Annotated in this window: 16 protein-coding genes; 4 read left to right on the top strand and 12 right to left on the bottom strand. The window is 43.8% G+C overall.

From position 1 onward, the window contains the following. Positions 1-21: 21 nt before the first annotated feature. A complete protein-coding gene (locus tag AC1DSE_RS01165; protein WP_477527332.1) occupies positions 22-999 on the bottom strand; it encodes a phosphotransferase enzyme family protein in 978 nt (325 codons plus the stop codon). 243 nt (positions 1,000-1,242) lie between these two features. On the opposite strand from AC1DSE_RS01165, the gene AC1DSE_RS01160 reads away from it, so the two are divergent. Then, complete coding sequence (locus tag AC1DSE_RS01160) at positions 1,243-2,271, top strand: Leu/Phe/Val dehydrogenase (protein ID WP_477527331.1); 1,029 nt, start codon at positions 1,243-1,245, stop codon at positions 2,269-2,271. A gap of 92 nt (positions 2,272-2,363) precedes the next feature. Here the strand turns inward: AC1DSE_RS01160 and AC1DSE_RS01155 are convergent, their stop codons facing one another. The 3 genes from AC1DSE_RS01155 to AC1DSE_RS01145 all read right to left on the bottom strand — a co-directional run bounded on the left by AC1DSE_RS01155 (position 2,364) and on the right by AC1DSE_RS01145 (position 4,675). Continuing rightward, positions 2,364-2,867 carry a ferritin gene (locus AC1DSE_RS01155; RefSeq protein WP_076268034.1) on the bottom strand — a complete coding sequence of 168 codons (504 nt, stop codon included), beginning with the start codon at positions 2,865-2,867 and terminating at the stop codon, positions 2,364-2,366. Between the two features lie 93 nt (positions 2,868-2,960). Continuing rightward, positions 2,961-3,182 (bottom strand): DUF1450 domain-containing protein, encoded by a 222-nt coding sequence (locus AC1DSE_RS01150; protein ID WP_076268035.1) that lies wholly within the window; start codon positions 3,180-3,182, stop codon positions 2,961-2,963. Positions 3,183-3,250: 68 nt separating this feature from the next. Beyond that, complete coding sequence (locus AC1DSE_RS01145) at positions 3,251-4,675, bottom strand: S41 family peptidase (protein WP_441879248.1); 1,425 nt, start codon at positions 4,673-4,675, stop codon at positions 3,251-3,253. A 276-nt stretch (positions 4,676-4,951) separates the two neighbouring features. Here AC1DSE_RS01145 and AC1DSE_RS01140 point away from each other — a divergent pair, with 276 nt between their 5' ends. Next, entirely contained in the window at positions 4,952-5,755 is an 804-nt protein-coding gene (locus tag AC1DSE_RS01140; RefSeq protein WP_076268037.1) for a Cof-type HAD-IIB family hydrolase, read from the top strand. Positions 5,756-5,778: 23 nt separating this feature from the next. After that, entirely contained in the window at positions 5,779-5,964 is a 186-nt protein-coding gene (locus tag AC1DSE_RS01135) for a cysteine-rich CWC family protein (protein WP_441879250.1), read from the top strand. A 57-nt stretch (positions 5,965-6,021) separates the two neighbouring features. Here the strand turns inward: AC1DSE_RS01135 and AC1DSE_RS01130 are convergent, their stop codons facing one another. Continuing rightward, positions 6,022-8,448 (bottom strand): bifunctional diguanylate cyclase/phosphodiesterase, encoded by a 2,427-nt coding sequence (locus tag AC1DSE_RS01130; RefSeq protein WP_477527330.1) that lies wholly within the window; start codon positions 8,446-8,448, stop codon positions 6,022-6,024. Between the two features lie 179 nt (positions 8,449-8,627). Then, positions 8,628-9,107 (bottom strand): ferric iron uptake transcriptional regulator, encoded by a 480-nt coding sequence (fur, locus tag AC1DSE_RS01125; protein WP_339207536.1) that lies wholly within the window; start codon positions 9,105-9,107, stop codon positions 8,628-8,630. A gap of 227 nt (positions 9,108-9,334) precedes the next feature. Between fur and AC1DSE_RS01120 the strand changes: the two genes are divergently transcribed. Then, positions 9,335-9,583: a type B 50S ribosomal protein L31 gene (locus AC1DSE_RS01120; protein WP_076268041.1), complete on the top strand. Its 249-nt coding sequence runs from the start codon at positions 9,335-9,337 to the stop codon at positions 9,581-9,583. A gap of 89 nt (positions 9,584-9,672) precedes the next feature. Here the strand turns inward: AC1DSE_RS01120 and AC1DSE_RS01115 are convergent, their stop codons facing one another. From AC1DSE_RS01115 to AC1DSE_RS01090, 6 genes are all read right to left on the bottom strand, one after another. Next, entirely contained in the window at positions 9,673-10,455 is a 783-nt protein-coding gene (locus AC1DSE_RS01115; RefSeq protein WP_441879255.1) for an SDR family NAD(P)-dependent oxidoreductase, read from the bottom strand. A 39-nt stretch (positions 10,456-10,494) separates the two neighbouring features. Continuing rightward, the gene (locus AC1DSE_RS01110) at positions 10,495-10,905 is read right to left on the bottom strand and encodes a DUF4265 domain-containing protein (protein ID WP_477509454.1); all 411 of its coding nucleotides are present in this window, start codon (positions 10,903-10,905) and stop codon (positions 10,495-10,497) included. A gap of 39 nt (positions 10,906-10,944) precedes the next feature. Then, on the bottom strand, positions 10,945-11,241 hold the full coding sequence (locus AC1DSE_RS01105; RefSeq protein WP_441879258.1) for an antibiotic biosynthesis monooxygenase family protein: 297 nt from the start codon (positions 11,239-11,241) through the stop codon (positions 10,945-10,947). A gap of 343 nt (positions 11,242-11,584) precedes the next feature. Continuing rightward, positions 11,585-12,115 (bottom strand): DinB family protein, encoded by a 531-nt coding sequence (locus tag AC1DSE_RS01100; RefSeq protein ID WP_441879260.1) that lies wholly within the window; start codon positions 12,113-12,115, stop codon positions 11,585-11,587. Then, entirely contained in the window at positions 12,075-12,584 is a 510-nt protein-coding gene (locus AC1DSE_RS01095) for a HugZ family pyridoxamine 5'-phosphate oxidase (protein WP_477509456.1), read from the bottom strand. Before AC1DSE_RS01095 ends, AC1DSE_RS01100 begins: the two co-directional genes overlap by 41 nt. Before the next feature lie 19 nt (positions 12,585-12,603). Continuing rightward, the gene (locus AC1DSE_RS01090; RefSeq protein WP_441879262.1) at positions 12,604-13,383 is read right to left on the bottom strand and encodes an ABC transporter ATP-binding protein; all 780 of its coding nucleotides are present in this window, start codon (positions 13,381-13,383) and stop codon (positions 12,604-12,606) included.

Raw genomic sequence — 13,383 nt, 5'->3', positions numbered from 1 at the left:
AGATGAGTTTTTTTGTGACATCTACTCTAAATTTCTAAAATACTCCATCTTGCTGTCGATAAATCCATCATCAAAATCAGCTGCTCCGATCAACTCAGATTCACTGAAGCATAAGCTAAAGAGCCAAAGCTGTCTAAGCGCTACGAATATCGGAACCGCTTGAATATCATTTTCGCCTATAGATCTGATTTCTCTGTATCCGCAAATAAATGCATCCCAAAGACGTTCAACCTCTTCTTTATCGTGCCTGCTATGAATTTCTCTTKCCAGTCTAAACTCCGCAATGTCATAAGCTCGCCAGCCATAACCGCAAATATCAAAATCATAATGCGTCAATGTCCCATTTTCCGTAAAAGCGACATTCGTATTGCCATGCAAATCCCCATGACAAATTCCAAAGTCCAGTCCTGCTTTCAGATGGATGTTAAGCTGATCTTTTAAGCGCATAACCAGCTCATATAGAAATTGATAATCCTCTTTCCGATTTTCCATATGTTGCTTAATTATGCGAAGCGGATTGTCTATCAAATGCTCCAAATCGAGCTCTCCCCTTGTGTGCTCAGATGTGAAATCGTCGGCAGCTTGATGAATTTGAGCAACGGATGCGCCAAATAGACGACTGTCTTCTGGATGCTGCATTCGCTTTTCTTGACCATCAGCAAAACTAAACATTACTCCAAACTTTACACCCTCAGGGACCAAAAACTCATTAATAAATGTGCCGTCATTTTTCTCAATCGGTACGGACACGCTTATCCCTTTTGCATGAAGATCGTTTAATAAATCTAACTCAAAAGCAATCTCTGATTGGTTTCTCCGGTCCGCTCGGTACACTCTAAATATGTATTTGCCTTGCTCCGTCTCTAAAATATAAGTATCGTTCATCCCTCTCAGAAAATAGTGCAGACGAGCGGGTTCATGAATGCCATAGTGGACTTTAATATGCGACAATAACGCTTCGGTTGATAATAGCGAGTATGCTACAGGAAATAAATGCAAGGGTACCTCATCCTTTTTCATTATCTATTTTAAATCGTGAATTCATCCTAGCTGTTTGCAAATGATGAATCTATTCCATTCCACTATAACAAATTATTTGTGCCCGATCTGGTAGAGAATTACTATGATTAATTTTGCCCGCTTTATTGATGCGGCTGGGACACATGAAGTAGCTCATAATAGCAGCAATGAATACACTACATACAAGAAGCGCGACAGGCAGACCTCAAAGGAGGAATCCACTTGGATGTATGGAATCAAAGCTATGAGCAGCTCATCTTCCTCCAGGATCGTTCTATCGGTTTAAAGGCAATTATTGCAATAGACAGCACAAAGCTTGGTCCTTCCCTCGGCGGTTGCCGGTTTTGGCAATATGCCAGCGATGAAGCTGCTGTCCTCGATGCGCTGCGGCTAGCGCAGGGAATGACCTATAAATCAGCGATCTCAGGTTTGCCATTTGGCGGCGGCAAAGCTGTCATTCTAAGCCAACCCGGTCAAAGCTCGCGGGAAATATTGTTTCGGGCGCTAGGCCAGCATATTCAAAACCTGCAAGGAAGCTATATTACCGGTATGGATCTGGGTACAGATGTATCGGATATGGACTGGGTTCGCCTCGAGACACCCTATGTGACTGATGTATCAGGTTCGCTCGGAGCAGTAAATGATTTTACAGCTAAAATGACCGCATACGGCGTTTTCCTTGGCATTCAGRCCTCTCTCAAAACGGTTTACGGTTCCGAAAATATGCAGCAAAAAATCATTGCCGTTCAAGGATTAGGCAAAGTAGGTTATCAGCTATGCCGCTATTTAAAGCATGCGGGCGCAGAGCTCGTTGTAACGGACGTTGATTCAAAACGAGTGAAGAAGGTTGTCGAGGAGTTTGGGGCAATGCCTTGCAAGCCAAACGTCATTATGCGCATACCTTGTGATGTCTTCTCGCCATGTGCCTTAGGTGGCATCCTAAATGATTTTACATTAGGCCAGCTAGACTGCAGCATTGTTGCTGGGGCAGCGAACAATCAATTAGCCGAAAGCTGCCATGGCGAGAAGCTTCATGAGCTTGGCATTTTGTATGCACCGGATTATGTGATTAACGCAGGCGGCATCATCGTAACCTCTGTTGAGCTTATTGGCGGGGATGCTGCGACAGCACAGCAAAAGGTTGAGAAAATAAATGGTACACTGATGAACGTATTTCAAGCAGCTGACGAACATGGAATTTCAACCGCAGCAGCAGCCAATCGAATTGTGGAGCAATTGCTTAAGGGCTGAATAACCACTCGATCGAAAAAAGGGGATGTATCGAAAGTAGATTTCTCTACTTCCGGCACATCCCCTTATTATTCATTATTGCGGTGTCCAGCTTAAACTGCTGGAGGAGTGAAGGAACGTCCAGCGAACTCAGCATCAAGCATATAGAATGCATTGCTATCCTTGTCGATGCGTTTCAGCTTATGGATAATGTTATCAAACAACGCCTCTTCTTCAACCTGCTCATCGATAAACCATTTGAGGAAGTTGATCGTTGCATGCTCGCGATCGTTGATCGCAAGGTCAGATAAATTATAGAAACGTTTTGTATTTTGCTGCTCATGTCCGTAGCCTTGCTCGAAAGTGTCCAAAATGGAAGAGTATTCGTTATTCGGCTCTCCAAGAGCAGACAGCGTAGCACGACGACCACGGTCATTCAGAAACTTGTATATTTTCATTGCATGAAACCGTTCTTCCTCAGCCTGTACAATGAAGAAGTTAGCGAAACCATCAAGACTTTCACCTGAACAGTAAGCCGCCATTGCCAGATACACATGCGCTGAATAAAATTCAAAATTCATCTGTTCATTTAATGCTTCTGCTAATCCATCATTCATGCTTATGCACCTCAGCTTTCCTAGATTGTACTTATTCTAACATAAAAATAAAGAACGGCAAATGCCGTTCTTGTTAATTTATTGAAATTTAAGCTACCCGATCATTTTTTTCAATCGCTTATAGAGCTTCTCTGCGGACGGCGCGCTAACCGTCTTCGACTTGACCACGACGAAGCACTCTAGCTTGCAGGTTTTGCAATCGCCAAGGCAATCACTTTTTTTCTGCTTAATATCCGGATATCGATTTTTCATCGCCTTATAAACCGGCTCCAAACCGTTCTTGAGATTCCGTTTGCAATACTTAATCTTCTTCATAAGATACACCCCGCAGCGCAACGAAGGATTTGCTTCCTATTTGATGATAATGATTATCATCCCCGTTGTCAACTGCCGTTTTTGAGAACCTCTAACCCTTTAATCAGCTGACTGTCCTCGCGTCCAAGCTTCTCGCGTAGACGCTCCAGCAGCTTATACCCCGTTTTGTCATTGAAACTGCCCGTAGCCTCCAGCTTCTCGGCTTTTTGGAACTTAGTTAATGCTGCTGCTGTTTGTTTATCGAACATGCCTTCTTGTCCTGTAGGAGAATAACCGAGCTCCTTCAGCATCATCTGCAGCGTCTTTACATCCTCGCCATAGCTGCCTATCTTCATATGTGTACCAATCGCAAGCGGTCTTAGTTTCGTATATTCGGGAAGGGCTACTGCAAAATCCGGTGAAACGCCTGTTTTGTTAATCCAAGTGCCGCCCGGCGTCTTCCACTGCGCTTCCGTTAAGCTTAAGACAGAACCGTCCTTAAACTGATTAAAAGCTTGTACAACACCTTTGCCATACGTTTTTTCACCGACAACTGTTGCTCCCGCTGATTCCTTTAACGCAGCCGTCAGCACCTCGCTCGCGCTTGCAGATTGTCCATTCACGAGTACTACAATCGGCACTTTCCATTCCTTCTTCTGATCAGACTTATACGAAATCGTTTGCCGCTCATTTTTGTACACGACATTCAAAATAACCTTGTTTTTCGGTATAAGCTTGCTCGCAATCTTAATGGTTGGCTGCAGCAATCCCCCTGGATTGGATCGCATATCCAGCAACAATCCCTTAAGAGGCTGCTTCGCCTGCAGCTCCGTAATTGCAGCTTCGAATTCATCCGCAGTTTTCTCAGCGAAACGGCTAATCGTAACATGCCCGATACCGCCTTCAAGAAGCTCAGACGTTACCGTATGTACTGGAATAGCTTCCCGCTTCAGCTTTAATGTTATCGGCTCAACTTGATTCGGGCGCTGAATCTGCAGCGAGACTGATGTTCCTTCCTTGCCTCTAACAAGGCCAAGCAGCTCCTCAAACGTCTTTCCAGCCAGCTTCTGATTATCTACCGAGAGAATGATATCGCCCGTCAGTAAGCCGCCTCGCTCGGCTGGAGCTCCCTTCGTGAGCCCGGTAATGATGAACATGCCTTCCTCTTCGCGCAATTCAGCACCAATTCCATATATTTCTCCCTCATAGGACTGGGTATAGGCACTGCCCTTTTCCTCAGCCAAATACCGGGAATACGGGTCCTCAAGCGAGCCAACCATGCCTGCAATTGCTCCATTAATCAGCTTCTTCGGCTCAGCACCGTTTAAGTAGTCATTCATAATTTTGTTGTATGAAACCGTAAATTGCTTAAAGGTCGGCTCCTTGATCATCGGATACTGATTCCCCATCCAGAAAAACCCTATTGCAAAGCCAAGAGCAGTAAATAATACAGCTCCCATGACGCAGAGAGTCAGAAATCTTTGTTTTGCTGCCGCTGATGTAAAATAGTTCATCTGTTCATCTCCTCAAAAGTTTTACGAAGTAAAACTTACTTCGTAAGCATAAGCCTAGTTTTGTGAAGCAAAACTTACTTCGAAAGCATAAGCCTAGTCTTGAATGTCTGGATCATTTTAGCTACAATCAACCTAATCAAAGCGCAAACGGCCAACGCTGTCTTTGGCGGCGTCTGCAATCGTTTCGCTGCGAAATATAAGCCTAGTTATACATGTGGAACTTATAACTTCTTATATTTTAAATATAGAGAGCTGGAGAGGAGCTTCACCGCTAGTATGTATAAACTTATCGCGATTGATGTTGACGACACGTTATTAACGGATGACCTAACCGTAACGGAAGGAACGAAGCGTGCCATGGAAGCTGCTATTGCCCAAGGTGTAACGGTTACACTGGCAACAGGCCGCATGTTTGCTTCCGCTCAAAAAATTGCTAAGCAAATTGAACTCAATGTTCCTATTATTACCTATCAAGGGGCACTCGTCAAAACACTGCTTGATGGACAAGTCCTGTATGAAAGAAACGTACCGATTGATGCGGCTAAAGAGCTTCACGCTTTCGCTGAAGAGAACGGCTTGCACCTGCAGCTTTACGTTGACGATGAGCTTTACAGCACTCATGACAATGACAAAATCAAAGCTTATTCTAAGCTTGCCAATATCCCTTACAAAATAGAGCCTGACTTCAACAAATTGCTCGACTTTCCGATGAACAAAATGCTTATTATCGATGATCCGGCTCGCCTCGATGAAATCGCTGAGCAGCTTAAGCCTCTAATCGGTGATCGCGTGCATATTACTAAATCCAAAGCGCACTATTTAGAGTTCATGCATAAGGAAGGCACTAAAGGACATGCACTGAAATTTATGGCCGAGCATCTTGGCTGTACAATGGACCAAACAATCGCCCTTGGCGATGCATGGAATGATAATGAAATGATTATCGCTGCCGGACTTGGTGTAGCAATGGGCAACGCCATTCAATCTCTGAAGGACATTGCAGACTATGTAACGTTGTCGAATAACGAGGAAGGCGTTCGCCACGTTATTGAGAAATTTGTGCTTAACGTCACTGAATAACAAGCAAGGAGGCGACTGCATTCATGAATTGTCCCCTTTGCAATGGGCCAAACGATTGTGCTATGGAAGAAAACAATGCAGCGAAAGATTGCTGGTGCTTCCAGAAATCATTTCCCAGCACGCTTTTAGAGGCCGTTCCTGAAGAGCTCAAAAACAAAGCCTGCATCTGCCGAAATTGCTTAAGCAAAGCAGCGGAAGAACAAAATTAAGAAGCTGTCTCTGGAAGGTAATCACCTTTTAGAAACAGCTTCTTTTTTAAAGCTTGCTTATCGCGCTGGCACAAAAAAACGTTCTTCCACAGCACTTGCAGACAATGGCTTGCTAAAATAATAGCCCTGAATCTTTCTGCACGAATTGTCCGTTAAAATATCCAGCTGATCCTTCGTTTCAATTCCTTCCGCAATAACTTCCATATTCAAATGCATAGCCATCGCAATGATCGTTGAAACGATGGCTCTATCATCGCTGTTATTTGTAATATCACGGATGAAGGAGCGATCTATTTTAACTTTTTGAATCGGGAACATTTTCAAATAACTGAGCGAGCTGTAGCCTGTCCCAAAATCATCTAAGCTAATGCGAATACCATATTCATTCAACTGATTCAAAATGCTGCTGGACAATGCAGCGTCCATCATCATGCTTTCTGTTATTTCCAGCTCTAAATATTTCGGCTCCAATCCCGTTTCCTGCAGTATAGCCATAATATAATCCGCAAGTTTAGGCTGATGGAATTGTTGCGAAGATAAGTTGACGGATATAGGGATAAGCGGCCCTCCCTGTACATGCCACATCCGCATTTGTTTGCAGGCTTCGCGCAGTACCCATGTTCCCATTTCATAAATGAGACCGGTCTCCTCGGCAAGCGGTATAAAGACGCCTGGACTTAGTAGCCCCCTAGTTGGATGCTGCCAGCGTACAAGCGCCTCCATACCAATCATCGCACGATCCTCTGTTCGGATTTGCGGCTGGTAATGGAGCAGCAGTTCCCCTCGTTCGATCGCTTTTCGAAGATCGCCCTCTAATTCGATTTTTTCTTGCAGCACTCGGTCGAGCTCGCCAGTGAAAAATTGATAATCGTTTTTACCTTTTTTCTTCACCTCATACATCGCTGTATCGGCATTTTTGAGCAGCTGTACAGCATCCAGTCCATGGCTAGGGAACAGGGCAATTCCGATACTTGCGGACACATAAAAATCACTGTCCTTTAATCGATACGGTGCTTGGATGCAGCTGATGATCTGTTCCGCTAACCGCTTAATCGTGTCTTGCGTTTCATAATTGCGGCACAGCAGCGTAAACTCGTCTCCGCCCATGCGAGCAAGCATAACGTCTTGCCCTGCGATAGCTTGTTGAATGCGTCCGCTAACTTCCTGCAAAAACTGATCGCCGACCATATGCCCGAGTGAATCATTTATGATTTTAAAACGGTCGATATCAAGCACCATTACAGCAAAATGTGAATCGCTTGTACTGCTCAGTTCTATGGTCTCTGCAATCGCTTGATTAAATTTGCGACGATTCGGCAAACCTGTCAATTCATCATGAAAGGCTAAATGATTGACTTTCAGCTGTGCCCGCTTCTCAGCGGTTATATCTTTAAAAATAATATAGCTGCCTACGACTTCACCATCCACAACAACCGGTACATTAGCTACGTTGAGCTCAATTCTCATACCGTCAGCACGGATGATGGCGGTTTCGTGATTCAAAGTCTCCCCCTTAAAGGATCTTTGAAACATCTGTTTCACACGTTCTTGATCTTCATGCACAATAATCCCGCTTAACGAGGATATCGATTGATGCATAACCTGCTTGCTGCTGAAACCTGTTATCTTCAAAGCATTCGTATTATGGCTAGTCACACGGTACTGCAAATCAACAGACACGATGCCATCCTGGCTATTTTCGTATAAGGACTTGTACCATTTTTCATTTTGTTCAATTTCTGAGTCCTTATGGGCAAATCGCTTCGATATATAGATCCCAAACAAAGATAATCCAAGTGTAAAAAATATACCTAACGCAATAATGTAGGCCAGCCACGTTTGGTCCAAAATAACGCCAAGAAACAAAGCAGTCTTATTGCTGGTATGAAAATTAGCTGCGATCATTCCCGTATAATGCATGCCAACTATCGCAGCCCCCATAATAGCGCCGCTTCCAAGCTTTTTCCACCATTGTCCTTTCTGTCTATCCTTACGGAAATAAAACGATAGCCAAAGAGCTGCAATGGATGCGACAAACGCAATAAGAATAGAGAGCATAACGATAATCGGATTATAGGTTATATGTATAAGCATTGCAGACATGCCAACATAGTGCATGATCGTAATGCCTGTGGCAAGCAATAATCCGCCAGCTAGCAATTGCGATCTCGAAAGCTCACTTCGGCCGACAACATACAGCGCAGTAAAAGCCGCTCCAATCGCTGCAATTACCGAAATAAGCACGATAACCAAATCATATTTTATAGGGAAAGGAAGCTTTAACGCGAGCATGCCGACAAAATGCATCGACCAGATTCCCATCCCCATAGAAGCCGCTCCAAACATCAGCCAGCTTAGCTTTGTGCTTCCTTTGGAGGTGCTCACTCTTCCTGCAAGATCCAGTGCTGTATATGAAGCCATGACTGCTATAATATAAGAGAAAATAACTAATAAACTATCATAGGTTCCATGAACATGCTCCATTAAATCCCCTCTATTCTATGTAAGATGTTTATCTGCGAGAGCATTCTTATATTATACAATAATGTTTTGAAACATTTTTGAAAATTTCGATGATGGCTAGACATGCAACGACCGCATAACTAAACAAAAAAGAGCCTCTCCCACATAGTGGAGAAGCCCTTCTTATAACCTTTATGAAGTTAAGATACAGCTTTATTTCTCCGTTTGCATTGGCCCTTGCTGCATGACTTATAGTTGCCTGTAAAATCAAGCCGATGATCCGTCACTTTAAAGCCATACTCCCGTTCAATTCGCTGCTCAAGCTCGAGCAGCCAATCCTCTTTAATTTCTGTCAGTGAGCCGCATTCATCGCATATTAGATGATGATGCATATGCTCATGATCCTCACCGCGAAGATCATAGCGGGCTACACCATCCCCGAAATTCATTTTCTCAACAACATGAAGCTCAGCGAGCAGTTCGAGTGTCCGATATACAGTCGCTAGACCGATATCAGAGTTTTTCTGCTTTACGAGCATGAAGACACCTTCTGCACTCAAGTGATCCATTTCGTTCTCAAGCAGCACTCGCAATATAATCTCACGCTGAGTTGTCAGTTTATATCCGTTCGCCATCAAATGTCGATTTATTCGATCCGTTTCTGCTGTGATGTTTAACATGCAAAGCTACCTCCTTTTATTGAAAAGCCAGTACATGAATGCATTTCACTTTATGTAAAGGCTTACTTTTAGAATGATTATAATTTAATGGTAGTATACTTTTGCGAAATTAGCAAATACCATATATTAATAAGTGTTTAACCATACTCCTTGACATAAAAATCGTATTTCGAGTATGATACAAAAATAGTTATTCGTAACAATTACAAATAAAAGGAGAGAACAAAATGAAAAGTGGCATACATCCCGTTTACCATCAAGTATTGTTTTTTGATGTGAGCAGCGGCTACAAATTTTTGACGGGCTCAACCAAATCGTCCAATGAAAAAATGGAATGGGAAGACGGGAATAGCTACCCAGTCATTCGCGTAGATACAAGCTCCGCTTCGCATCCTTTTTATACAGGCAAACAACGCAATACCGATAAAGGCGGACGAGTTGACCGCTTCAACCAACGATTCCAACAAAAGAAATAAAAAGCAAGTAATAATAATAGCTCCAAACAGAACCGTTCAATGCGGCAATCTGTAAGGAGCTTCTTTCGTTTCTTATTACAGCAGACAGACTACAGCACCGTAGAAATGCCACCATCAATATTTACAGACGTACCCGTTACGAAAGATGCGGCTTCCGAAACGAGAAAACCGATAACATTTGCTGCTTCCGACGCCCTGCCAATTCGACCCAAAGGTATCCCATGGCGCTTGTCCGCTGAGAATTCATCCCAGCTAAGCTCAGGGCTCGCAGCTTGCCACATCCGCTCGATTTGTGCGCTGCGAATCAGCCCGATGCAAACTGCATTTACACGAATTTGATCCACAGCCAGATCCTTGCTCATCGCTTTGGTCAGTGCAAGGCCTGCGGCGCGGCTAACGGAGGTTGGGAGAGAGGAAGCACCCGGCGTTTTCCCGCCTATAGCTGTCACGTTGACGATAGCTCCTCCACCTGCTTTACGCATATATGGAAGTACCGCACGCGCAAAATGAACTGCTCCGAGCAGCTTCAAATCGAGGTCCGCTGTCCATGCATCAGTCTCCACCTTCTCAAAAGGCTGCGCCGCAGAAACTCCTGCGTTATTCACAAGAATGTTGACACCGCCAAAGTGTGCTGCCGTTTGCTCAACCGCTCTTGCGGCATCTTCCGGCCGACTTACATCCGCGCTGATTGCCAACGCTTCTTTGCCTGTTCGTTCCTTTATAAGTGCTGCCGCGCTGCGCAGAGACTCCTCCTCCCGTGCAACAATGGCTACCTCAGCACCTTCCTCTGCCAGCAGCAATGCTGTTGCTAGTCCAATTCCTTTGCTCCCGCCTGTAATGAGTGCGATTTTTCCTTTTAGCCCAAGCTCCATCTATAACTCCTCCTTCTCTGCTGCTTTATCGTTTAAACTTTACTTCCCAACTGCTTTGATTACCTTTTGTACCTCATGGTTTATATCAATTTCTGAATGAGCAGGCAAATTTACAATAAAAATACCGCCAAACACTTGCTGCGACTTGCCTTGGCACTCTCGAATTTTATTTTTTAATAGTTTAAGCTCTAATGAATAGATAACTTCTTTGCTTAGCAGCCAATTATGCCTGGTGAACGTTGATTTCTCTATCGTTTCTATGTACATGGAWACATCCTTGAATGCTCTTACGCGAATAACGTCTCCAAAGGCAACATTTTCAGTAAATACAGGATTCTCCTCAATGCGATACAGGTCATCACCCAGTTGTACAACGTCCAGTATCTCGACCTCTTGACCTATACCATCGAAGCAAAGATGTAACGGAATAAAATCTTGAATGCTTCTCACCTCTATATTTATTTTCAGTGATGGCTCTTACCATTCACTCTAGCTAATATCCACATTCGTATAATGCTCCACCGATGGAAATGGATCATAGAAATGATGCAGCAGACTTTTCCACTCCAAATATTCCGCCGATCCGCGAAAGCCAACGGTATGATCCTCCAGCGTTTCCCATCTTACAAGCAATATATATTTATTATTCTCTTCTAAGCATTTCTGAAGTTCATGACTGACATAACCGTTCATGCTAGAGATAATTTTTGATGCGGCTTTGAAATTGCTTTCAAATTGTTCGGACAGCCCTGCCTTAACCTGCAATGAAGCAACCTCTAATATCATGACAGCAACTCCTTGTTTTATATCTAGTTTTAGCAATAGCCTTGCAATCCTAATTATGATGTTATGTATATATTATAAGTGGTACTGCAAATAAGGCAAAGAGTAAATCAAATGATAGAATATCTTGTTTTCCAAACTGTCTAATCGCTCCATGTGTCCATAATTTTCAGAGCGAGTTCAATTTAATCGATTCTTCCCCTACAAATTGCGGCATCATTTACCGAAATCACCTGCGACCTTTACTCTTAATCCGTATTTTCCGTCATGATCCGACATTTGTATTTGACTATTATTTCATAAAAAAAAGCCCCAGAGAGTGGTCTCTGAGACTTCAATCGTATCCCTAAGTAGCTGGCTCCTCTTTAGGAGCGCATTTTTGAATAAGCGAGATTTGGCCTGCATGGATGCCGGTATGGTACATTAAACGGCCAACAGCCTCAAGCGGCGTTGAGGGGCCGATCGGACAGTCCACGATTTGATGCCATTTCTCCTCTGGAAGCTCTTTCATTGCATCCATAAGATGATTGTTGGAGGATTCAAGCAGCTCAATAAGCTCCTGTAAATTATCGTAGGTTGCTTTGCTCCCAGCAGCACCTCTGCTTGTAGAGATCTGCAATCCCTCCGGCATGCCTTTCCCGAAGAACCAGTCTGCGAACATATATTCAACCTCAGCGTTATGTCGAAGCATATAGCCAATGGAGGATGCTCCAAGCTGTAAAGACAAATCCTGCTCCGGCAATGCTTTGACCGTTTTGTGGAATCTTTCTTGAATAGCACGCCAAATAGGCAGTACTGTTGTGATCGTCATAATAGCGTCCGCTCCTCTGCTCTTATTAAGCTTTCTTCGCTTGTGCATGCCCATCTCTTGCAACATGCTCAAATTTCTCGCCTGACAAGTCGATATCGTAAGCCTGACCGAAGCCTGCTACATAACGACCTTCCGAAGCCATCAGCTCAAACAAAGAGAAATCGAGGCCGCGAAGCATGCCTATCATGTTTTTGCCGAAGGTTTGCTCAAACCGTTCAAATATCTCAATATGCCCTTCATTGCCGATATTAACCGCATTACAAACGAAGCGAGCACGCTGCCTAGCAAATAAATTTGTAGTCTGCGACTCATCCTCCAGCAGCATAACGTCCACTGATGGATTGGCTTCCATGTACCGGAAATGATGAGCGATTCTGCTAATATAAATGTAGAGCTTTCCGTTGAACTTCACAAAGGGAGCATAGGAAACAAAAGGTTTTCCCTCATCGTCGATTGTACCGAGCACGACAGATTTCAAGCTTTCCGTAAAATTCAAATAATTCACCTTAATCATTTCAATATCCATCGCCTTCATTCGTCATCCCTCGCTTTTTTTATAAAACTTTTTTTAATACGTGAATTCGTGGACTAGCGCTTTCCGGCATTTGTTGAATTTCTGTTTCCACACCGTAGACACTGCGAATCAGCTCCATCGTAAAAACATCCTTCGGCTTGCCAAATACATGTTTATCCCCATTCTTAATCACACAAACTCTATCGCTATAAGCGGATGCATGGTTCAAATCATGCAGCACCATTATAACCGTCAGCTTCAATTCACGATTTAGTCTTCGCACAAGTTCGAGCACTTCCAGTTGATGTGCGATGTCCAAATAAGTAGTGGGCTCATCGAGTAGAAGCACCTTAGGTCTTTGAGCGAGCGCCATAGCAAGCCATGCCTTCTGTGCTTCTCCACCAGAGAGGGATACGATGAGTCTGTCTTTAAACTCCAGCATGCCCGTCTGTTCAAGCGCCCAATGTACGACCTTATAATCTTCGGCATCCAGACGCTCATACCATTTCTTATGAGGAATTCGCCCATAACCAACCAATTCCTCTACTGTCATGTCAGACGGACTGACGTTCTTCTGACAAAGCATGCACAGCATTTGCGATACTTGCTTCGTACTAAGCGAGCGAATCTCTTGATCGGCAATACAGACGCGTCCGCTTTCGCAAGGAATCATTCGAGATACAGCCTTCAAAATAGTCGACTTTCCCGAGCCGTTTGGTCCAATAATGGATACCACTTCTCCCTCATTCACATCGAGAGAAAAGTCGCTCACTATTGTACGATCCGCGTAACGAATATTCAACGATTGGACCTTTAACAA

The sequence above is a fragment of the Paenibacillus sp. 01L418 genome, from assembly GCF_056400045.1.
Note: the sequence above shows the minus strand (reverse complement) of the source record. Positions and strands in the feature narration are given on the sequence as shown.

Coding starts and splice junctions, on each gene's coding strand:
- AC1DSE_RS01140 (WP_076268037.1), top strand. CDS start 4,952: ATGTATAAACTTATCGCGATTGATGTTGACGACACGTTATTAACGGAT.
- AC1DSE_RS01120 (WP_076268041.1), top strand. CDS start 9,335: ATGAAAAGTGGCATACATCCCGTTTACCATCAAGTATTGTTTTTTGAT.
- AC1DSE_RS01115 (WP_441879255.1), bottom strand. CDS start 10,455: ATGGAGCTTGGGCTAAAAGGAAAAATCGCACTCATTACAGGCGGGAGC.
- AC1DSE_RS01130 (WP_477527330.1), bottom strand. CDS start 8,448: ATGGAGCATGTTCATGGAACCTATGATAGTTTATTAGTTATTTTCTCT.
- AC1DSE_RS01100 (WP_441879260.1), bottom strand. CDS start 12,115: ATGTTGCAAGAGATGGGCATGCACAAGCGAAGAAAGCTTAATAAGAGC.
- AC1DSE_RS01105 (WP_441879258.1), bottom strand. CDS start 11,241: ATGATATTAGAGGTTGCTTCATTGCAGGTTAAGGCAGGGCTGTCCGAA.
- AC1DSE_RS01095 (WP_477509456.1), bottom strand. CDS start 12,584: ATGAAGGCGATGGATATTGAAATGATTAAGGTGAATTATTTGAATTTT.
- fur (WP_339207536.1), bottom strand. CDS start 9,107: ATGTTAAACATCACAGCAGAAACGGATCGAATAAATCGACATTTGATG.
- AC1DSE_RS01135 (WP_441879250.1), top strand. CDS start 5,779: ATGAATTGTCCCCTTTGCAATGGGCCAAACGATTGTGCTATGGAAGAA.
- AC1DSE_RS01150 (WP_076268035.1), bottom strand. CDS start 3,182: ATGAAGAAGATTAAGTATTGCAAACGGAATCTCAAGAACGGTTTGGAG.
- AC1DSE_RS01145 (WP_441879248.1), bottom strand. CDS start 4,675: ATGAACTATTTTACATCAGCGGCAGCAAAACAAAGATTTCTGACTCTC.
- AC1DSE_RS01155 (WP_076268034.1), bottom strand. CDS start 2,867: ATGAATGATGGATTAGCAGAAGCATTAAATGAACAGATGAATTTTGAA.